This is a genomic window from Streptomyces sp. NPDC002640, from assembly GCF_053592575.1.
The window spans coordinates 272,238-291,855 of record NZ_JBSFVZ010000001.1; the positions used below are offsets into that span (position 1 = coordinate 272,238).

Here is a 19,618-nt window from a genome sequence, read left to right on the forward strand (position 1 = left end):
GTCCGCATGACCTCCCCGCCGAAGCAGCCACCCGCCGCCGAGCGGGTCTACAGCCACGTCAAGCAGGCCGTCCTCGACCGGAGGTACGAGGGAGGCAGCCTGCTCACCGAGGGCGAGCTCGCGGAGGCCGTGGGCGTGTCCCGGACGCCGGTGCGGGAGGCCCTGCTGCGGCTGGAGGCCGAGGGGCTGCTGAGGCTCTACCCGAAGAAGGGCGCGCTGGTGCTGCCCGTCACCGCGCAGGAGATCGCGGACGTGGTGGAGACCCGGCTGCTGGTGGAGGAGCACGCGGCCCGCAAGGCGGTGCCCGCCTCGCCGCGGCTGATCGCCCGCCTGGAGGAACTGCTGGAGCGGCAGCGGGAGCAGGCGGCCGCCGGTGACTACGCCGCGGCCTCGGTGACCGACCGCTGCTTCCACGCCGAGATCGTCCGCAGCGGAGGGAACGCGATCCTCTCCCACCTCTACGACCAGCTCCGCGACCGGCAGCTGCGGATGGGCGCCGCGGTGATGCACTCGCACCCCGACCGGGTCGCCAAGACCCTGGTCGAGCACGGGGAGATCCTCGAGGCGCTGCGGGCCGGTGACGCCGACCGGGCGGTCGCCGCCGTGCACGGGCACGTGGGCTGGTTCTCCCACCTGGCGCGGGGAGAGGCCCGATGAGCGACGGATCCCCGGCGCGGGCCACCGGCGCCGAGCGTGTCGGGCCGCACGCCCCGCCGCCGGACCCGCCGGGCGGCGGGCGGGCCGTGGCCGTGTGGTCGGTGGGCATCTCGGTCTACTTCGTGGCCGTCCTCTTCCGGACCTCGCTCGGCGTGGCCGGCCTCGACGCGGTCGAGCGGTTCCACGTCAGCGCCTCCGCGCTGTCCACGTTCTCGATGCTGCAGCTGCTCGTCTACGCCGCGATGCAGATCCCGGTGGGCCTGCTGGTGGACCGGTACGGCACCAAGAAGGTGCTGGTGGCGGGCTGTGTGCTGTTCACCCTGGGGCAGCTCGGCTTCGCCCTGGCGCCCTCGTACGGCATGGCGCTGGTCTCCCGCGCGCTGCTGGGCTGCGGCGACGCGCTCACCTTCCTCAGCGTGCTCCGGCTGGGGGCGCGCTGGTTCCCCGCGCGGCGCGGGCCGCTGATCGGCCAGCTCGCCGGTCTGATCGGCCAGGGCGGCAACGTGGTCTCCACGCTGGTGCTCTCCCGGGCGCTGACCGAGTTCGGGTGGACGGCCTCGTTCGTCGGCAGCGCGTTGTGCGGCGTGGTGGTGCTGGTGCTGACCCTGCTCTTCCTGAAGGACCACCCGGACGGCTACGGCACCGAACGGGGCGGCCACCGGGGCGTGGCGTACGTGCGGCGGCAGATCGCGGAGTCCTGGCGGGAGCCGGGGACGCGGCTGGGGATGTGGACGCACTTCACGACGCAGTTCCCGGCGATGGTGTTCCTGCTGCTGTGGGGCATGCCGTTCCTGGTCGAGGACCAGGGCATGGACCGGGCCCGGGCCGGCACGCTGCTGACGGTGATCGTGCTGTGCAACATGGCCGTCGGCGTGCTCTACGGACAGCTCATCGCCCGCCGCCACGGGGCGCGGATGCCGCTGGCACTGGGCACGATCGGGTCCACGGCGGTGGTGTGGGCGGTGCTGCTGGCCTGGCCGGGGCGGGCGCCGGTCGCCGTGTTCGTGCTGCTGTGCCTGGTGCTGGGGGCGTGCGGCCCCGCGTCGATGATCGGGTTCGACTTCTCCCGGCCGGCGAATCCCGCGGAGCGGCAGGGGACGGCGTCGGGCATCACCAACATCGGGGGCTTCACCGCGTCGATGACCACGCTGCTGGCCGTCGGGGTGCTGCTGGACCTCACGGGGGACGACTACCGGGTGGCGTTCTGCGTGGTGTTCCTGATCCAGGCGGTGGGGGTCTCGCAGATGCTGCGGCTGGGCGGCGCGGCGGCCCGGCGCGAGCGGGAACGGCTCGGCGCGGGGCGCGTCGCGGCGATGCACAAGCCGTAGCCGCGCGGGGGCGACGGGGGCGGGGGCGACGGGGGCGCCGCCAGGTCGCGGTGCGGGGCCGGTGCCGCACCTGGGTGCGCGGGGGCCTTCCCGCGATCCGCCCGCGCGGGGCCGGGCCGGGCCCCACGGCGCCGCGCTGCCCGTCGCGCCGCCTCGTGGCCTCGCGCTGCCCGTCGCGCCGCCTCGTGGCCTCGCGCTGCCCGTCGCGCCGCCTCGTGGCCCCGCGCTGCCCGTCGCGCCGCCTCGTGGGGCCCGCCGTCGCGTGGGCACCGTCCGTGCCGGGACCCCGCCGGAGGCCGGACCTACAGCGTGACCGGGAATTCGCGGAGGATGGCGGACGCCAGGTCGAGGTCGCCCTCCTGCTTGACGTGGTCGGCGACCGCGGCCGGCTTCACGCGGCCGCAGGCGAGGAGCACGTAGGTCTCCCAGTCGAGGGTGAGGGTGGCCGCCGGGCCCAGCGCCGGGGCGGTCTCGACGGTGCCGCGGCCGCGGATGTCGACCCGCACCGTGCGCAGGAACTCCACGGGGCCGTGGACGTCGAAGACCACGGCCGAGCTCCGCGGGGCGCCCGCCCGCTCGGCGACGACCTCGGGCAGCGCGTCCAGCAGGTGGTCGCGGGCGACCAGGGCGCCCGGCGAGTCGAGGTTCCCCGGCACCCCGAGCGCGGCCCGCAGGTCCTGCTCGTGGACCCAGACGTCGAAGGCGTGGCGGCGCATCGACTCCTCCAGCGTGATCTCGCGGCCCATGGGGCCGCGCACCACCGTGTCCGGCTGCCGGGACTCGTTGCGCAGCTGCCGGTTGCGCCGGATGACCGTGTACTCCAGCTCGGAGGTCATCTCCGGCGCCGTGTGGTGGCGCCGGACGTCGACCTGCATCTCCACGTACCGCTGGTGGTCGGTGGTCACGTGGTACAGGTCGCGCGGCAGGGAGTGGATCGGACGGGGGTCGCCGAGCATCTCGCAGTCCAGCCCGATGACGTGGGAGACGATGTCGCGGACGGACCAGCCCGGGCACGGCGTCCGCCGGTTCCACTCGGGCTCCGGGAGGGACTGCACCAGCGCGGATATCGCCTCGATCGAGTGAGTCCAGGCGTCGGCGTAGGGCTGAAGGGCAGGATGCAGACTCACGGAACGGGACCCCTCGGGCGGTTGGTACTCGGGCAGTGCCAGCGTCTTGGAGAGCTAAGTTACGCTGCGGGGAGGTGCCCCGGCAGATGTTTCGTGTGACGATCGTAGAGCCGGGCGGACAACTCGACGGCCAGGACGGTGGTACGGTGCGCGCCTCTCTTCTCCAGATGCGTGTGGACGGGAGCGAGTCGGCCGAGGAGCGCCGGGTGCGCGCCTCCGCGCTGGTGCGGGAGCAGGCCGGGGCGGACCTGGTCGTGCTGCCGGAGCTGTGGACCACCGGGGCGTTCGCCTTCGAGGAGTTCGACGCCCACGCCGAGCCGCTGCGGGGTCCCACCCACGAGGTCATGGCGCGGGCCGCCCGCGAGGCCGGGGTCTGGCTGCACGCCGGGTCGGTCCCGGAGCGCGCCGAGGACGGGACGCTGTACAACACCGCCCTGGTCTTCGCGCCCACCGGCGAACTCGCCGCCTCCTACCGGAAGATCCACCGCTTCGGCTTCGACCGGGGCGAGGCCGTGCTGATGGGCGCGGGCGGTGACCTGGTCACCGTGGAGCTGCCGGAGACCACGCTGGGGCTGGCCACCTGTTACGACCTCCGTTTCCCGGAACTCTTCCGCGGGCTCGTCGACGCGGGCGCGCAGACGCTGGTCGTGCCGGCGGGGTGGCCGGAACGGCGCCGCGCGCACTGGACGTTGCTCGCCCGGGCGCGGGCGGTGGAGAACCAGTGCTTCGTCCTCGCCTGTGGAACGGCGGGGACGCACGCGGGGGTTCCGCAGGCGGGGCACTCGGTCGTGGTGGATCCGTGGGGCGAGGTCCTCGCCGAGGCGGGCGCCGACGAGGAGGTCCTGACCGTGGAGTTCGACCCGGCGGGGACCGTCGCCGACACCCGCGAGAAGTTCCCCGTGCTCAAGGACCGCCTGCTGGGCCTGCCGAAGCCGCCCCGACCGGTGGTCTGACGGCGCCCCTGCCCGCCGCGCCGCGAACGGCACGACGCCGTGCCCCGGAGTCCGGGACACGGCGTCGTCTCGTACCGCGTTGTCTCGTAGAGCTGTGACGCGGGCGTCAGTTGGTGAAGTACAGGTACTTCCAGGAGCCGTGCGTCGTGGAGTTGACGTTGTCGCCGGACGACTTGTTGATGTAGCTCGTGCGGACACGGAACTTGACGCCGGCCTGACCGGAGGCGCCCAGGTTCACCGTCACCTTGCCGGTGCTGGGGATCCGGAAGTACTCCGAGACGCCGCTGCGCCAGGCGCCGTTGTAGTACATCTGCACCTCGTACCGCACCGACCGGCCCGGGTAGTAGCTCATCGTGGTGCCGACGAGCACGTCCTTGGTCTTCCGGAACCAGTAGTAGTTCGTCGAGCCGACGTAACCGGTCTTGTAGTGGCCGGAGACCGAGTTGGAGAGGCTGACCTTGGCGTAGCCGACCGACGTGACCGTCTTGCCGGCGTACTTGGCGTCGCCCTTGAACACGGCGGTCACCGTGGTGTCGCGCTTCATGTCCACGACGGCCGAGATGTTGCCGCTGGAGTTGACCTTGCCGGTCTTGATCAGCTTGTTCGGCTTGTCGGAGCCGTACGGGTTGGCCCAGATCTCGACCGTGCGGTTGGAGTACGTCTTGCCCAGGTGGGCGGTGAACGTGACGTCCTTGCCGTACGAGTACACCTTGCCGTTGTTGTTCAGGGTCAGCGAGGTGGCCGTGCGCGGGATGGACACGGTGTCCGACTTGACCGCCGAGGTGTGCTTGGCGTCGCCCGCGTACGTCACCCGGTAGACGACGTTGCCGCCGGCCGGCGGGGTGTCGCTGAAGCTGAACGTGCCGTCCGCCTTGGCCGTCACGCTCGGCAGCGCCTTGCCGCTGGGGCTGGCCACGTCGATGCGGGCGACCGACAGCTTCACCCCGGCCGGCAGCGGGACCGTGGCCGTGATCTTGCCGGTGACGGTGAGCTTGGTGCCGATCTTGCCCTGGGAGGGCGCGCTGACCGTCAGCGTCGGGACGTTGAGCTTCGGGCCGCTGAAGGACTTCAGGACGTACGTCCCGTTCGACGCGACGAGCGCGAAGAGCCGGGAGGAGTCCGGCGCCCACTCGACGTCGGCGGTGTTGCCGCCGGCCGAGAGGGTGCGCAGTGGCTTGGTGCTCTTGGGGGCGAAGACGGAGATCGTCCCGCTGCCGTAGGGGTCGAAGGCGGCGACGGTGCCGTCCGCGTGGATCTCCGCGCGGGCGCCGTAGTACGCGTCCGACGGGTACTCGCCGGCGACGGAGAACGTGCCGCCCGCGTAGGTCAGGCGCCGGGTGCCGTCGACCAGCAGCTCGCCGCCGGGAGCCACGTCCACGTCGTTGAGGAATTCGCCCCACGGCTTGCCGCTGCCACTGGCCAGCACCACCGGCGTACCGGAGGTGACGTCCAGGACGAGGGTGTGGCTGCCGCTGGTGGTGGTCGAGCCCATGGCCAGGAGGCCGGGGGAGGACGGGTCGGTGTCCAGCAGGGCCGCGCCGTGCAGCTGACCGGAGGGGATGAGTCCCATCCTGACCGGGCCGTCGGCCTCCGCCGCCGCGGAGAGGTCCGCCGCGGAGAGGTCCGCCGGGGCGGGCTCGGTGGGCTCGGTGGGCTCCGCGGGCGGCTCGGTGGGCTCGACCGGGGGCTCGGTCGGCTCGACGGGAGGCTCGGTCGGGTCGACCGGGGGCTCCGTGGGCTCGACGGGAGGCTCGGTCGGCTCCACGGGAGGCTCCGTGGGCTCGACCGGGGGCTCGGTGGGCTCCACGGGAGGCTCCGTGGGCTCGACCGGGGGCTCGGTGGGCTCCACGGGAGGCTCCGTGGGCTCGACCGGAGGCTCGGTCGGGTCGACGGGAGGCTCGGTGGGCTCGACCGGCGGGGTCCAGTTCGGGTCGACCGACCCGAGGTTGCCGTCCCACTGGTCGCCGTAGCTGAACCAGACCTTGCCCGCGGTGAAGGCGATGTGCCGCGGGCCCTCGGTGGTGTCGACCGCCCAGCGGTTCTTGACGGTGAGCGTGCCGGCGTCGAAGGCCACGATCTCGTGGCTGCCGCCGGCCGCCGCGTACAGCGTCGAACCGTCGTCGGACAGGACGAGGCCGGTGACGTCGGGGACGCCCGAGACCTTCTTGATCGTGGCGCCGGACCAGTCGGCGACGGTGATGGTGCCGCTGCTGCGGTCGGCGAGGAAGACGCGCTGGAGGCCCGCGTGGGCCACCATGCCGCCGGGAGAGGTGACGGATGCGGCGGCCGAGGCGGTGCCGGCCGCGGTGACGGTCAGTGCCGCCGAGCTGAAGAGGACGGCCAGAGCCGTCGCGGTGGAGATGCTGCGCCTACGCACAGGTGGTGTACCCCCCAAGGGCCCCGGTGATCGCCGGGCACGAGGAGCGCGCGGGAACACACGCGTGACAGCGCCATCGACTGGCGCGTGGTGCACGCGGGGCGCGACTGCCGGGGGCAGCATATGTCGTGGCTGCGACAACCACCCACAGGGTTTCCCCTCAGAATCTCCTAACCGTCCGCACGCTCCTTCTCCGCCAGCTGGATCACGCAGATGGCGACCGCGGACAGCAGCGCCGGATCGGCGTCCTCGCGGACGACGTCGATGCCGTAGGTGTCCCGCAGGGTGAGCCAGCGGCGGGAGATCACCGCGAGCATCTCGCCGCGGTGCTCCACGACGAACTCGCGGTCCGCGATCCTGCCGCTGACGTCCATCTCGGTGCCGTCGGTCAGGGTGACCTTGTAGTGGTTCCGCAGCAGCGACAGCGACTTCTTGCGGACGGTGGCCAGGGTCTCGCCCTCGCGCTCGATCACCATCGTCCCGCGCAGGGCGACCATCTTGCGGTGGATCCGGTACAGCACCTGACCGGTGCGGCCGTGCTTCAGCTCGAAGGTCGCCCGCAGTCGCATCGCCTTGCCGTCGACCAGGTAGACCTTGTTGCCGTGCTCGTCCTCGATCCAGTAGTCGTCGCCCACGGCGACCATGCGTTCACGCACCACGAGTCTCATGTCACAGGGGGTTCCCCGTGCGCGGGCCGAGGACGCGGCGGGTCGTCCGAACGGCCTCACGGTCCCAGCCGTCCGCCGCGCGATCCCGCGACGCGGAGGGCGTCCGGGAGGCAGGGGCGGAGCGGCGGCGTGACGGGGGCGGGGCGGGACCTCGCGCGGGGCCGTCGGCGCCGCGTGGCACCCTGGAGGGATGAACGACTCCGCGCCCCGTCGCGCCCGCGTTCGCGCCCCCGAGCTGATCGGCAAGGGCGGCTGGCTGAACACGGGCGGCACGCAGTACTCCCTCTCCGACCTGCGAGGACGCATCGTCGTCCTCGACTTCTGGACGTTCTGCTGCATCAACTGCCTGCACGTCCTGGACGAGCTGCGGGAGCTGGAGGAGAAACACCGCGACACCGTGGTGATCATCGGCGTGCACTCGCCGAAGTTCGTCCACGAGGCGGAGCACCAGGCGGTCGTCGACGCCGTCGAGCGCTACCACGTCGAGCACCCGGTGCTGGACGACCCGGAGCTGGCCACCTGGAAGCAGTACGCGGTCCGCGCCTGGCCGACGCTGGTCGTCGTCGACCCCGAGGGCTACATCGTCGCCCAGCACGCCGGCGAGGGCCACGCCCACGCCATCGAGAAGCTGGTGGAGGAGCTGGAGGCCGAGCACGAGGCCAAGGGCACCCTGCGCCGCGGCGACGGCCCCTACGTGCCGCCGGAGCCCGAGCCGACCACCCTCCGCTTCCCCGGCAAGGCCCTGCTGCTGCCCACCGGCAACCTGCTGGTCAGCGACACCACCCGGCACCGGCTCGTGGAGCTCGAGGCGGACGGCGAGACGGTCGTGCGGGTGATCGGCGCCGGTGACCGCGGCCTGGCCGACGGCGACGCCGCCACCGCCCGGTTCAACGAGCCGCAGGGCCTGGCCCTGCTGGACGACACCACCGTGGTCGTCGCGGACACCGTCAACCACGCGCTGCGGCGCCTGGACCTCACCACCGGCGAGGTCACCACGGTCGCCGGCACGGGCCGGCAGTGGATGCAGGGCGAGCCGACCTCCGGGTCCGCCCGCGAGGTCAGCCTCTCCTCGCCGTGGGACGTCGCCCACTGGCGCGGCCGGGTGTGGATCGCCATGGCCGGTGTCCACCAGCTGTGGGCCTGGGACCCGGCGACGGGCACGGTCGAGGTGACCGCGGGCACCACCAACGAGGGCCTGGTCGACGGACCCGGTCGTGAGGCGTGGTTCGCGCAGCCCTCCGGACTGGCGGTCTCCGTGGACGGCGAGCGGCTGTGGCTGGCGGACTCCGAGACCAGCGCGCTGCGGTGGGTGGACGCCGAGGGCGCCGTGCACACGGCGGTCGGCACCGGCCTGTTCGACTTCGGCCACCGTGACGGGGAGGCGGGGCAGGCGCTCCTCCAGCATCCGCTGGGCGTGACCCCGCTGCCCGACGGCTCGGTGGCGGTCAGCGACACCTACAACCACGCGCTGCGCCGCTTCGACCCCGCCTCCGGCGAGGTCACCACGCTCGCCACCGATCTGCGCGAGCCCAGCGACGCCGTCCTGGTGGGCGAGGACATCGTGGTCGTGGAGTCGGCCCGGCACCGGCTGACCCGGCTGCGGCTGCCCGAGGAGGCGGTGCGGGTGGAGTCGGTCGCGCACCGCACGCAGCGCGCGGCGACCGAGGTGGCCCCGGGCAAGCTGGAACTGGACGTGATCTTCCAGGCGCCCGCCGGCCAGAAGCTGGACACCCGCTACGGGCCGTCCACCCGGCTGCTGGTCTCCTCGACCCCGCCGGAGCTGCTGCTCGCGGGCGAGGGCGCGGACACCGACCTGGGCCGGGTCCTGGAGCTGAACCCCGCCGTCACGGAGGGCGTGCTCCACGTCTCCGCGATGGCCGCCTCCTGCGACGACGACCCGGAGAACGAGTACCCCGCCTGCCACGTGCACCAGCAGGACTGGGGTGTCCCGGTGCGCCTCACGGCCGACGGGGCGACCCGCCTGCCGCTGGTGCTGGCCGGGCTGGACGCGTAAGGACGCGTCAGGACGCACGTCGGACGCGAGGACGCGTCGGGCGCGAGGTCACGGACGCGTGAGGCGAGCGGGAGCCCCGTCAGTAGTGACGGCGGGGCTCCTCCTCGACCACCGGGGCGGTGGGGGGCATGACCACGCGCCGGCGCCGCGCGATGCTGGTGAACGTCGCCACGCCGATCAGGCCGACCAGCATGAGGATGATGCCGACGAGGTCGACGTTGACCCCGCTCATCTCCCAGTCGGTGGCGAAGGTGAGAATCGCTCCCACCGCGATCAGGACGATGCAGCCGCCGAGTCCCATGAGGTGTGTCTCCTTCGTGAGGATCCGTGTCAACTCCGGATACCCGGGCGGCTGTCGCCCATGTGTCACAAGGCTTCCGCCGGGCAGGCCCTACCCCCGCAGGAACGCCGCCAGCGCGTTGGCGAGCAGGAACGGGTCGTCGGCGGCGCACAGTTCGCGCGCGCTGTGCATCGACAGAATGGCCACGCCGATGTCGACGGTGCGGATGCCGTGCCGGGCCGCGGTGATCGGGCCGATGGTGGTGCCGCACGGCATCGAGTTGTTGGACACGAAGGACTGGTAGGGCACTTCGCCCCTCTCGCAGGCGTCCACGAACACCGCGCGGCCCGAACCGTCGGTCGCGTAGCGGTTGTTGACGTTCACCTTGAGGATCGGACCGCCGCCCGCGCGCGGGTGGTGCGTCGGGTCGTGCCGCTCCGCGTAGTTGGGGTGCACCGCGTGACCGGTGTCGGAGGAGAGGCAGACGGTGCCGGCGAGGGCGCGCGCCCGGTCCTCCACGGTGCCGCCGCGGGCCAGCACGGTGCGCTCCAGCACCGTGCCCAGCAGCGGGCCGTCGGCGCCGGTGTCGGACTGGGAGCCGGTCTCCTCGTGGTCGAAGGCGGCCAGCACCGGGATGTACGGCAGGTCGTCGAGACCGGCCACGGCGGCCAGCGCGGCCGTCCCCGCGTGCACCGAGAGCAGGTTGTCCATGCGCGGGCCGGCGACGAGTTCGCGGTCGCGGCCCAGGTAGGCGGGCGCCTCCACCGAGTGCGTCATCAGGTCCCACCCGACGGTGGAACCGCTCTCCAGGCCGGCCTCCTGCTCCAGGAAGGAGATCAGGTCGCCCTCGGCGACGTCGTCGCCCAGGCCCCAGACGGGCTGCATGTGGCGCTGCTGGTCCAGCTTGAGGCCCTCGGTGTGCACCGAGCGGTCCATGTGGACGGCGAGCTGCGGCACGCGCAGCAGCGGGCGGTCCACGTTCACCAGGCGGGTGGAGCCGTCGCGCAGGGTCAGCCGGCCGGCCAGGCCCAGGTCGCGGTCGAGCCAGGAGTTGAGCAGCGGCCCGCCGTAGATCTCCACGGCCACCTGGCGCCAGCCGTGCGCCCCGGAGTCCGGGAGCGGCTTGACCCGCAGGTTGGGGGAGTCGGTGTGGGCGCCGACGATGCGGAAGGGGGTGTGCGGGGCCGCGCCCTCCGGCACGTACCAGGCGATCAGCGCGCCGCCGCGGATCACGTAGCGGCCACCGGCCGACCCGTCCCAGGCGTCCGTCTCCGACAACTCCCGGAAGCCTGCCTCCCGCAGCTTCCCGGCGGCGTTGGCCACCGCGTGGTACGGCGACGGGGAGGCCGCCAGGTAGGACATCAGGTCGTCGGTGTGCCCGCGGTCGAAGCGGATGGTTGCGCTCATGGGAGTCAGCCTAGAACCAGGGGAACGACGCGGGGCGGGGCGGTGCCGTGGCACCGCCCCGCCCCTGACGCGTGGACCGCCCGGGAGACCCGGTACGGAGGTCAGAAGGCCTCTTCGGGCAGCTCCATGACGTCCAGGTCGACGCTCTGGGCGACCTTGCGGGCGTAGGTCACGCCCGGCAGCACGGTCCTGGCGAAGAACTTCGCCGCCGCGATCTTGCCGGTGTAGAACGCGACGTCCTTGCCGGTGGCGGTCTGCAGCTTCTCGACGGCCACGGCCGCGCCCTTGAGCAGCAGGTAACCGACGATCACGTCACCGGCGGCCATCAGCAGGCCGGTGGTGTTCAGGCCGACCTTGTAGATGTTCTTGACGTCCTCCTGCGAGGCCATCAGGTCGTTGAGCATCTGGCCGACGATCGCCTCGAGTTCACCGGCCGCGCGGCCGAGCTGCTCGCGGGCGGCGGCCAGGTCGTCGCCGCCGATGTTCTGGCCGACGAAGGACTTGATGTCCTCGGCGATGGCGGTCAGCGGGGCGCCGCCGGTGCGGACGATCTTCCGGAAGAAGAAGTCCTGGCCCTGGATCGCCGTGGTGCCCTCGTAGAGGGTGTCGATCTTGGAGTCCCGGATGTACTGCTCGATCGGGTACTCCTGCAGGAAGCCGGAGCCGCCGAAGGTCTGCAGCGACTGGGCGAGCTGCTCGTAGCCCTTCTCGGAGCCGTAGCCCTTGACGATCGGGAGCAGCAGGTCGTTGAGGGCGTGCTCGGCGGAGGCGTCCTCGCCGTTCGCCTCCTTGACCTGGATGGCGTCCTGCACGGAGGCGGTGTACATCACCAGGGCGCGCATGCCCTCGGCGTACGCCTTCTGCGTGAGCAGGGAGCGGCGGACGTCGGGGTGGTGGGTGATGGTGACCTTCGGGGAGCCCTTGCCGCCGGCCAGGTCGTTGCCCTGGACGCGCTCCTTGGCGTACTCCAGCGCGTTCAGGTAGCCGGTGGAGAGGGTGGAGATCGCCTTCGTGCCGACCATCATGCGGGCGAACTCGATGATGAGGAACATCTGGCGGATGCCGTCGTGCTTGTCGCCGACCAGCCAGCCCTTGGCGGGGTGCTGGTCGCCGAAGGTCATCTCGCAGGTGTTGGAGGCCTTGAGGCCCATCTTGTGCTCGACGTTGGTGGCGTAGACGCCGTTGCGCTCGCCCAGCTCGCCGGTCTCGAAGTCGAACTGGTACTTCGGCACCATGAAGAGGGACAGGCCCTTGGTGCCGGGGCCGGCGCCCTCGGGGCGGGCGAGCACGTAGTGGAGGATGTTCTCCGACATGTCGTGCTCACCGGACGTGATGAAGCGCTTCACGCCCTCGATGTGCCAGGAGCCGTCCTCCTGCTGGACCGCCTTGGTGCGGCCGGCGCCGACGTCGGAGCCCGCGTCGGGCTCGGTGAGCACCATGGTGGAGCCCCACTGCCGCTCGACGGCGATCTGCGCGATCTTCTTCTGGACCTCGTTGCCCTCGTCGAAGAGGACGCCGGCGAAGGCCGGGCCGGAGGAGTACATCCAAATGGCCGGGTTCGAGCCGAGCAGCAGCTCCGCGTAGGACCAGATGAGCGAGCGCGGCGCCGGGGTGCCGCCGATCTCCTCGGGCAGGCCGAGACGCCAGTACTCGGAGTCCATGAAGGCCTGGTAGCTCTTCTTGAAGGACGCCGGGACCGGCGCGGTGTTGGTGGCGGGGTCGAACACCGGCGGGTTGCGGTCCGCGTCGGCGAAGGACTCGGCCAGCTCGTTCTCCGCGAGGCGGGCGACCTCCTCGAGGATGCTGCGCGCGGTGTCGACGTCCATCTCCGCGAACGGGCCGGTGCCGTACAGCTTGTCGCGCCCGAGCACCTCGAAGAGGTTGAACTCGATGTCGCGGAGGTTCGACTTGTAGTGCCCCATCGACGGCTCCGTAAGGGATCGGTAGCGGATTCCGGCGGTCTACCGGCAAGTAACAAAGATGATGCTACCCGTCGGTAATAAGCCGCAACCCCGCTTGGGTCATCTGTGACTCAGTAGTCTTTGTCGTATGTACGGCTACGACCCGAACGCCGGCGCCCAGCAGCAGTACGCCCCGCCGCCGCAGCAGCACCAGCAGCAGCCGATGGGCGGCATGAGCGGCGGTTACGGTCAGCCGCAGCAGCCGCTCTATCCCGAGCCCTCCGCGCCCGCCCCGCCCTCGCTGGCGGACGCGGTGCGCGCCTTCACCACCGGGGCGATGTCGGCCGAGGACTTCCACCAGGTCTTCGCCACCTCCAAGGTCTACTGCCCGCGCGGTGACAACCCGGGCTTCCTGGCGCTGCACAACACCCAGCAGCCGGTCATCCCGATGTTCACCTCGCTCAAGGAGCTGCGCCGGTACGCGGGCAAGGAGTCCAAGTACTTCGTGATCACCGGGTCCGAGGTGCTGGATCTGCTGCCCTCGGGCTACGGCTTCGTGCTCGACATGGAGGGCGAGCACCGGATGGTGTTCGACGCCCACACCGTGGAACAGATGGTCGATTTCGCGATGCGGCGAATGTACAGCTGACGGCTCGGACGCACGCGGATCCGTGGTGGATCCGCGAGGGAGCCGGGACGGACCGCGAGGGCCCGGAGGCAGCCGCCTCCGGGCCCTTTCGCGTGCCGTCACGCGCCCCGGGGGGAGGGCCGGAGAAGAAGGTTGAAGAATCAACTAGCGGAAAGTTCAACGATCAACTAATCTGAGGTCGTCGAGGAACGCGCCGCACAGGAGGTAGCACGCCATGCCCGCCGTGACCGTAGAGAACACCCTGGCCCTGCCGCGCGTCACCGCGCCCGCCGAGGCCGCCGCCCGCCCCGTGCTGACCGTCACCACCGCGCCCACCGGCTTCGAGGGCGAGGGCTTCCCGGTGCGCCGCGCCTTCGCCGGGATCGCGTACCGGCACCTGGACCCGTTCATCCTGATGGACCAGATGGGTGAGGTGGAGTACGCGCCGGGCGAGCCGAAGGGCACACCCTGGCACCCGCACCGCGGCTTCGAGACCGTCACCTACATCATCGACGGCGCCTTCGACCACCAGGACACCCACGGCGGCGGCGGCTCCATCACCAACGGCGACACCCAGTGGATGACGGCGGGCAGCGGCCTGCTGCACATCGAGGCGCCGCCGGAGCAGCTGGTGGTCTCCGGCGGGCTCTTCCACGGGCTCCAGCTCTGGGTGAACCTGCCGGCCAAGGACAAGATGATGACCCCCCGCTACCAGGACATCCGCGGCGGCACGGTCAAGCTGCTGACCACCCCCGACGGCGGCGCGCTGCTGCGCGTCATCGCCGGCGAGCTGGACGGCCACCGCGGCCCGGGCATCACCCACACGCCCATCACGATGATCCACGCGACCGTCGCCCCGGGCGCCGAGGTCACGCTGCCGTGGCGCGAGGACTTCAACGCCCTCGCCTACGTGCTGGCCGGGCGCGGCTCGGTGGGCGCGGAGCGGCGGCCGCTGCACATGGGCCAGGCGGCCGTCTACGGCAACGGGTCCTCGCTGACCTTCCGGGCGGACGAGCGGCAGGACGCGAACACCCCCGACCTGGAGATCGTCCTGCTGGGCGGGCAGCCCATCCGGGAGCCGATGCAGCAGTACGGGCCGTTCGTGATGAACACCCGCCAGGAGCTGGCGCAGGCCTTCGAGGACTTCCAGAAGGGCCGCTTCGGCCAGATCCCGGCGGCGCACGGGATGACCGCGGAGGGCCCGCAGGGCTGATCCCGCCGCACTCCGCCGCGGACGCCGGAAGGGTCCCTCAGGCCTCGGGCCCGGGGGACCCCGGCGTCGGCGGGGCGGGAGTCCCGGGGATGCCGGGGGTCCCGGGCGGGTCGAGGGCCTCGGGGATGCCGGGGGCCTCGGGAACGTCCTTGGCCTCGGTGGTCGCGCCGGGGGGCTCGTGGAGTTCGAACCAGATGGTCTTGCCGGAGCCGCGCGGGTCGACGCCCCAGGTGTTGGCGAGGATCTCGATCAGGAACAGGCCGCGCCCCGAGGAGGCCAGCTCCCCGGGGTCGCGACGGTGCGGCAGCGCGTCGCTGGCGTCGGTGACCTCCACCCGCAGCCGTCGCGCCCCCGGCGCCGTCCCGCTGACCCGGGCCAGCAGGGTGGCATTGTGGTCGGTGTGCATCAGGACGTTGGCCAGCATCTCGGAGGTCAGCAGCACCGCGGAGTCCACCTGGTCCGGGTCCCGCCAGTCGTGCAGCAGCTGCCGCAGCTCCTCGCGGGCGTCCGCGATGCGGTCGGGCTCGTCCTGGGCGACCGTCGCGGCCATCCGGCGGGACGGCTCCCGGGTCGCCTGGCCGAGGGACAGCCGGTGCAGCAGCACGAACGCGATGTCGTCCTCGCGGCGGTCGGGCAGCGGGCCGGGGTGGTGGTACGAGTCGGGGCCCAGCACCGCGGAGATGAGGGTGTCGGCCAGGTCCTCCATGTCCTCGTCGTCGGCGGACTCCAGGATGTCGCGCACCCGCACCCAGCCGGTCAGCAGGTCGTGCCCGCCGGTCTCGGCCAGGCCGTCGGTGCACAGCAGCAGGGTCTGGTCGGGCTCCAGCGTGAACTCGGTGATGGGGTAGTCCGGGTCGGGCCAGACGCCCAGCGGCACCCCGCCGGCGGTCGGCCGGAGCAGGACCGTGCCGTCGGCGAGCCGGATCGCCGGGTCGAGGTGGCCCGCCCGGGCCATGGTGAGCAGGCCCGTGCCGGGATCGACCTCGACGTACAGGCAGGTGGCGAAGCGGTCGTCCTCCAGCTCGTCGGCGTCGTTGATGCCGTGCAGGAACCGGGAGGCCCGGGAGAGCACCGCGTCCGGGGGGTGCCCCTCGGAGGCGTAGGCGCGCAGCGCGATGCGGAGCTGGCCCATCAGGCCCGCCGCCCGCACGTCGTGTCCCTGGACGTCGCCGATGACCAGGGCGAAGCGGCCGCCGGGGCCGGTGGCGGCGGTCGAGCCGGGCAGCGGGATCATGTCGAACCAGTCGCCGCCGACCTGCAGGCCGCCGCCGGTCGGCACGTAGCGGCCGCTGATCTCCAGGCCCGGGATCTTCGGGCCCAGCCGCGGCATCATCGACGCCTGGAGCCCCTGGGTGAGCTCGCGCTCGGTCTCCGCGGTGCCCGCGCGGGCCAGCGCCTGGGCGAGCATCCGGGCGACGGTGGTGAGGATGGAGCGCTCGTCGGGGGTGAACTTCACCGGGTGCGCGAAGCCGGCCATCCAGGCGCCCATGGTCCGGCCGCCCACCACGAGCGGCAGGAACGCCCAGGACCGCCGGTGGAACTGCGCCGCGAGCGGCCAGCCGCCGGGGTACCGGGTCTGATACTCCTCGGGCGAGCGGAGGTACACCGCCCGGCCGGTGCGGATCACCTCGGCGGCGGGGTAGTCCGTGTCCACCGACATCTCGGTGAAGGGGGCCTCGTCGCCGTCGGACTGGCCGTGGTGGCCGATCACCGTCAGCCGGTCCCCCTCGACGCCGAAGACCGCCAGGCCGTCCGGGGAGAACCCCGGCATCGACAGCCCCGCGGCGACCCGCAGCACCTCCTGCGTCGACGGCGCCTCGGCCAGTGCCCGGCCCGCGTCCAGCAGGAACGCCTCCCGGTTGCGCCGCCAGTCACCGATCACCGGCCCCTGGGAGGCGCCCTGGCCCGCGTCGCCGATCTCCTGGATCAGCCCGACGACCTCGTAGGAGTCGCGGAGCGCGTCGTACGTCGGACGGCAGCGGGAGCGCAGGGTCCGCAGCACCCGGTCCTGCCTGCCCATCACCCGGATCCGCGACTCCGCGAGCGTGTCCTCGGCCAGCGCCAGCTGGACGACGCCCAGCATCTCGTTCCAGTCCTCGGGGTGCAGCCGGGCCCTGACCTGGGCCTCCCGCAGCACCACCGGCTCGGCGGGCAGACCCAGCAGCCGGGCCGCCTCGGCGTCGGCCACGATCCTGTCCGCGGCCGTGTCCCACTGCCAGAGGCCGATCGAGAGACTCGACAGGACCTCCGTGACCTTCTCGGCCGGCAGGGGATCGTGGTGGCGCATTGCTCCACTGTAGGAAGACGGGGAGCAAGCCTGCCATCCGAGGCGAAGGCGGTTGTTCCGGACGGCCGTCCGCCAACAGGGCGCGAACGGGCGCCCCAGGGAACGCGAGGACCTCGGAAAGCGGCGGCATCGTCGGCCCGGGCGGTCCGTGGTGCCCCTGGCCCGAGGGAATGGCCGTCGTCGGCGGGGACGTCCGGGGCGCGTGAAACCAAGGGGAAGGGGCGACAGGGTGACCGGTACCCTGGGATGGCCCGGCCGAGCCATGCCGGGAGACCCCGCTTCCACGAAGACTGGATGAACGACGATGCATCGGTACAGGTCCCACACCTGCGGCGAGCTCCGCGCCTCTGACGTCGGCACCGACGTCCGGCTGAGCGGCTGGCTGCACAATCGGCGCGACCTGGGCGGCATCCTCTTCATCGATCTGCGCGACCACTACGGCATCACCCAGCTGGTGGCCCGTCCCGGCACCGCCGCGTACGAGGCGCTGGACAAGATGTCCAAGGAGTCGACCGTCCGGGTGGACGGCAAGGTCGTCTCCCGCGGCGAGGAGAACGTGAACGCCGACCTGCCGACCGGCGAGGTCGAGGTCGAGGTCTCCGAGGTGGAGCTGCTGGGCGCCGCCGCCCCGCTGCCGTTCACCATCAACGCCGAGGACGGGGTGAACGAGGAGCGCCGTCTGGAGTACCGCTTCCTCGACCTGCGCCGCGAGCGCATGCACCGCAACATCATGCTGCGCACCGCCGTCATCTCCGCCATCCGGCACAAGATGACCGCGCTCGGCTTCAACGAGATGGCGACGCCGATCCTCACCGCGACCAGCCCCGAGGGCGCCCGCGACTTCGTCGTGCCGTCGCGCCTCAACCCGGGCCGGTTCTACGCGCTGCCGCAGGCCCCGCAGCAGTTCAAGCAGCTGCTGATGATCTCCGGCTTCGACCGCTACTTCCAGATCGCGCCCTGCTTCCGCGACGAGGACGCCCGCGCCGACCGTTCGCCGGGCGAGTTCTACCAGCTCGACGTCGAGATGAGCTTCGTCGAGCAGGAGGACGTCTTCCAGCCGATCGAGAAGCTGATGACCGAGCTCTTCACCGAGTTCGGCAACGGCCGCGAGGTCACCTCGCCGTTCCCGCGGATCCCGTTCCGCGAGTCGATGCTGAAGTACGGCTCCGACAAGCCGGACCTGCGCGCCAAGCTGGAGCTCGTCGACATCACCGACGTGTTCGAGGGCTCCGACTTCAAGGCGTTCGCCGGCAAGCACGTCCGCGCCCTGCCGGTGCCGGACGTCGCCGCCCAGCCGCGCAAGTTCTTCGACCAGCTCGGCCAGTTCGCGGTCGACCTGGGTGCGCAGGGCCTGGCCTGGGTCCGCGTCGCCGAGGACGGCTCGCTGACCGGCCCGATCGCCAAGTTCCTCACCGAGGAGAACGTCGCCGAGCTGACCAAGCGCCTCGGCCTGGCCGCCGGTCACGCGGTCTTCTTCGGCGCCGGCGAGTTCGACGAGGTCTCCAAGATCATGGGCGCGGTCCGCGTCGAGGCCGCCAAGCGGGCCGGTCACTTCGAGGAGGGCGTCTTCCGGTTCTGCTGGATCGTCGACTTCCCGATGTACGAGAAGGACGAGGAGACCGGCCGGATCGACTTCTCGCACAACCCGTTCTCGATGCCGCAGGGCGGCATGGACGCGCTGGAGAACCAGGACCCGCTGGACATCCTGGCCTGGCAGTACGACATCGTCTGCAACGGCGTGGAGCTCTCCTCCGGCGCGATCCGGAACCACGAGCCGGAGATCATGCTGAAGGCGTTCGAGATCGCCGGCTACGACGCCGAGACGGTCGAGCGCGAGTTCGCCGGCATGCTGCGCGCGCTGCGCTTCGGCGCCCCGCCGCACGGTGGCATCGCCCCGGGCGTGGACCGCATCGTGATGCTGCTGGCCGACGAGCCGAACATCCGCGAGACCATCGCCTTCCCGCTCAACGGCAACGCCCAGGACCTGATGATGGGCGCCCCGACCGAGCTGGACGAGGCCCGTCTGCGCGAGCTGCACCTCTCGGTGCGCAAGCCGCAGCCGAAGTAGGTCTTTGTTGTGCCGAACGGGCTCCTCCCCGGCCGTCGTGGCCGGGGAGGAGCCCGTTCGGCGTTCCAGGGGGGTGTTGGGGCCGTGGCGTTGACGTTGGCGGACGTGCTGGCGCGGGTGGCGGCGACCGGTCGGCACGGGCCGGTGCGGGACGGGGCCTGGCTGGACGACGTCCGGGCGGTCTTCGGCGACCCGGTGGACGCCGGGCCGATCACCGGCCGGCGGCGGTGGCCGCACCGGTGCTTCTACGGGGACCTGGAGTTCGCGGTGTGCCGCTGCGGGTGGGTGCACGTGGTGACGTTCCAGCCGGCCCGGGATCCGGTGGAGCTGCCCGACGCGGTGACGGGTGAGCCGGTCACCTACCGCGGCGGCGGCATCGGGAGGGCCGAGATGGAGGCCGCGCTGGAGCGGGCCGGATGCGGGTGGGAGCCGGACGACCGGCCCGCACTGCGTGCCTACCAGCGGGACTTCGTCGTCCCGGGGACGGGCGTGCGGTTCGTCTTCGCCGTCCTCGGACAGGGCGGGGCCGACGGACAGGGCGGCGCCGACGGTGCCGGGCCCGCGCTGGAGCTGGCCAAGGTGAGCCTGCGCGGGGAGCCCGGGCACGACTGCGGCACCCGGGCGTGAGCGCGTGGGGGGTAGCTGCGGCGGCACCCTGCCCGCTCAGGCGCGACGCATGACGCCGTTCTCCGGCATCAGCAGCCAGCGGA

The 19,618-nt window shown here is 72.2% G+C and carries 15 protein-coding genes; 8 read left to right on the plus strand and 7 right to left on the minus strand.

The window, feature by feature from the left end; all coding sequences use genetic code 11:
* Window positions 1-6 precede the first annotated feature (6 nt).
* The gene (locus ACWD3O_RS01225) at window positions 7-657 is read left to right on the plus strand and encodes a GntR family transcriptional regulator (protein WP_451409557.1); all 651 of its coding nucleotides are present in this window, start codon (window positions 7-9) and stop codon (window positions 655-657) included.
* Entirely contained in the window at window positions 654-1,985 is a 1,332-nt protein-coding gene (locus ACWD3O_RS01230; protein ID WP_451409558.1) for an MFS transporter, read from the plus strand. The genes ACWD3O_RS01225 and ACWD3O_RS01230 overlap by 4 nt, the downstream gene beginning before the upstream one ends.
* A gap of 302 nt (window positions 1,986-2,287) precedes the next feature.
* On the opposite strand, the gene ACWD3O_RS01235 is transcribed toward ACWD3O_RS01230, so the two are convergent.
* Complete coding sequence (locus tag ACWD3O_RS01235; RefSeq protein WP_451414464.1) at window positions 2,288-3,112, minus strand: maleylpyruvate isomerase family mycothiol-dependent enzyme; 825 nt, start codon at window positions 3,110-3,112, stop codon at window positions 2,288-2,290.
* 146 nt (window positions 3,113-3,258) lie between these two features.
* Between ACWD3O_RS01235 and ACWD3O_RS01240 the strand changes: the two genes are divergently transcribed.
* Entirely contained in the window at window positions 3,259-4,065 is an 807-nt protein-coding gene (locus ACWD3O_RS01240) for a carbon-nitrogen family hydrolase (RefSeq protein WP_451414640.1), read from the plus strand.
* Window positions 4,066-4,171: 106 nt separating this feature from the next.
* Here the strand turns inward: ACWD3O_RS01240 and ACWD3O_RS01245 are convergent, their stop codons facing one another.
* Both ACWD3O_RS01245 and ACWD3O_RS01250 read right to left on the minus strand, forming a co-directional pair.
* The gene (locus ACWD3O_RS01245; protein ID WP_451414465.1) at window positions 4,172-6,442 is read right to left on the minus strand and encodes a YncE family protein; all 2,271 of its coding nucleotides are present in this window, start codon (window positions 6,440-6,442) and stop codon (window positions 4,172-4,174) included.
* 170 nt (window positions 6,443-6,612) lie between these two features.
* Window positions 6,613-7,110 (minus strand): LURP-one-related/scramblase family protein, encoded by a 498-nt coding sequence (locus ACWD3O_RS01250; RefSeq protein WP_451414466.1) that lies wholly within the window; start codon window positions 7,108-7,110, stop codon window positions 6,613-6,615.
* 190 nt (window positions 7,111-7,300) lie between these two features.
* Here ACWD3O_RS01250 and ACWD3O_RS01255 point away from each other — a divergent pair, with 190 nt between their 5' ends.
* Window positions 7,301-9,124, plus strand: coding sequence for an NHL domain-containing thioredoxin family protein (locus tag ACWD3O_RS01255; RefSeq protein WP_451414467.1), 1,824 nt, complete (start codon window positions 7,301-7,303; stop codon window positions 9,122-9,124).
* Between the two features lie 79 nt (window positions 9,125-9,203).
* On the opposite strand, the gene ACWD3O_RS01260 is transcribed toward ACWD3O_RS01255, so the two are convergent.
* The 3 genes from ACWD3O_RS01260 to ACWD3O_RS01270 form a co-directional block, all read right to left on the minus strand.
* The gene (locus ACWD3O_RS01260; RefSeq protein WP_451409563.1) at window positions 9,204-9,425 is read right to left on the minus strand and encodes a DUF6458 family protein; all 222 of its coding nucleotides are present in this window, start codon (window positions 9,423-9,425) and stop codon (window positions 9,204-9,206) included.
* Window positions 9,426-9,515: 90 nt separating this feature from the next.
* Window positions 9,516-10,811, minus strand: a complete 1,296-nt coding sequence (locus ACWD3O_RS01265) for a M18 family aminopeptidase (RefSeq protein ID WP_451409564.1) — start codon at window positions 10,809-10,811, stop codon at window positions 9,516-9,518.
* Window positions 10,812-10,912: 101 nt separating this feature from the next.
* Window positions 10,913-12,733 carry an acyl-CoA dehydrogenase gene (locus ACWD3O_RS01270; RefSeq protein WP_451414468.1) on the minus strand — a complete coding sequence of 607 codons (1,821 nt, stop codon included), beginning with the start codon at window positions 12,731-12,733 and terminating at the stop codon, window positions 10,913-10,915.
* A 127-nt stretch (window positions 12,734-12,860) separates the two neighbouring features.
* Here ACWD3O_RS01270 and ACWD3O_RS01275 point away from each other — a divergent pair, with 127 nt between their 5' ends.
* Together ACWD3O_RS01275 and ACWD3O_RS01280 are read left to right on the plus strand one after the other, a co-directional pair.
* Window positions 12,861-13,361, plus strand: a complete 501-nt coding sequence (locus ACWD3O_RS01275; RefSeq protein ID WP_451409566.1) for an SseB family protein — start codon at window positions 12,861-12,863, stop codon at window positions 13,359-13,361.
* 214 nt (window positions 13,362-13,575) lie between these two features.
* Window positions 13,576-14,553, plus strand: coding sequence for a pirin family protein (locus ACWD3O_RS01280; RefSeq protein WP_451414469.1), 978 nt, complete (start codon window positions 13,576-13,578; stop codon window positions 14,551-14,553).
* Window positions 14,554-14,590: 37 nt separating this feature from the next.
* On the opposite strand, the gene ACWD3O_RS01285 is transcribed toward ACWD3O_RS01280, so the two are convergent.
* The gene (locus ACWD3O_RS01285; RefSeq protein ID WP_451414470.1) at window positions 14,591-16,840 is read right to left on the minus strand and encodes a SpoIIE family protein phosphatase; all 2,250 of its coding nucleotides are present in this window, start codon (window positions 16,838-16,840) and stop codon (window positions 14,591-14,593) included.
* 304 nt (window positions 16,841-17,144) lie between these two features.
* Between ACWD3O_RS01285 and aspS the strand changes: the two genes are divergently transcribed.
* On the plus strand, window positions 17,145-18,908 hold the full coding sequence (gene aspS / locus ACWD3O_RS01290; RefSeq protein WP_356136601.1) for an aspartate--tRNA ligase: 1,764 nt from the start codon (window positions 17,145-17,147) through the stop codon (window positions 18,906-18,908).
* Window positions 18,909-18,992: 84 nt separating this feature from the next.
* On the plus strand, window positions 18,993-19,535 hold the full coding sequence (locus ACWD3O_RS01295; RefSeq protein WP_451414471.1) for a hypothetical protein: 543 nt from the start codon (window positions 18,993-18,995) through the stop codon (window positions 19,533-19,535).
* Window positions 19,536-19,618: the final 83 nt, after the last annotated feature.

Bases quoted from the DNA above. Each gene is read 5' to 3' on its own strand.
- ACWD3O_RS01225 (WP_451409557.1), top strand. From the start codon at position 7: ATGACCTCCCCGCCGAAGCAGCCACCCGCCGCCGAGCGGGTCTACAGC.
- ACWD3O_RS01230 (WP_451409558.1), top strand. From the start codon at position 654: ATGAGCGACGGATCCCCGGCGCGGGCCACCGGCGCCGAGCGTGTCGGG.
- ACWD3O_RS01250 (WP_451414466.1), bottom strand. From the start codon at position 7,110: ATGAGACTCGTGGTGCGTGAACGCATGGTCGCCGTGGGCGACGACTAC.
- ACWD3O_RS01255 (WP_451414467.1), top strand. From the start codon at position 7,301: ATGAACGACTCCGCGCCCCGTCGCGCCCGCGTTCGCGCCCCCGAGCTG.
- ACWD3O_RS01260 (WP_451409563.1), bottom strand. From the start codon at position 9,425: ATGGGACTCGGCGGCTGCATCGTCCTGATCGCGGTGGGAGCGATTCTC.
- ACWD3O_RS01265 (WP_451409564.1), bottom strand. From the start codon at position 10,811: ATGAGCGCAACCATCCGCTTCGACCGCGGGCACACCGACGACCTGATG.
- ACWD3O_RS01270 (WP_451414468.1), bottom strand. From the start codon at position 12,733: ATGGGGCACTACAAGTCGAACCTCCGCGACATCGAGTTCAACCTCTTC.
- ACWD3O_RS01275 (WP_451409566.1), top strand. From the start codon at position 12,861: ATGTACGGCTACGACCCGAACGCCGGCGCCCAGCAGCAGTACGCCCCG.
- ACWD3O_RS01280 (WP_451414469.1), top strand. From the start codon at position 13,576: ATGCCCGCCGTGACCGTAGAGAACACCCTGGCCCTGCCGCGCGTCACC.
- ACWD3O_RS01285 (WP_451414470.1), bottom strand. From the start codon at position 16,840: ATGCGCCACCACGATCCCCTGCCGGCCGAGAAGGTCACGGAGGTCCTG.
- aspS (WP_356136601.1), top strand. From the start codon at position 17,145: ATGCATCGGTACAGGTCCCACACCTGCGGCGAGCTCCGCGCCTCTGAC.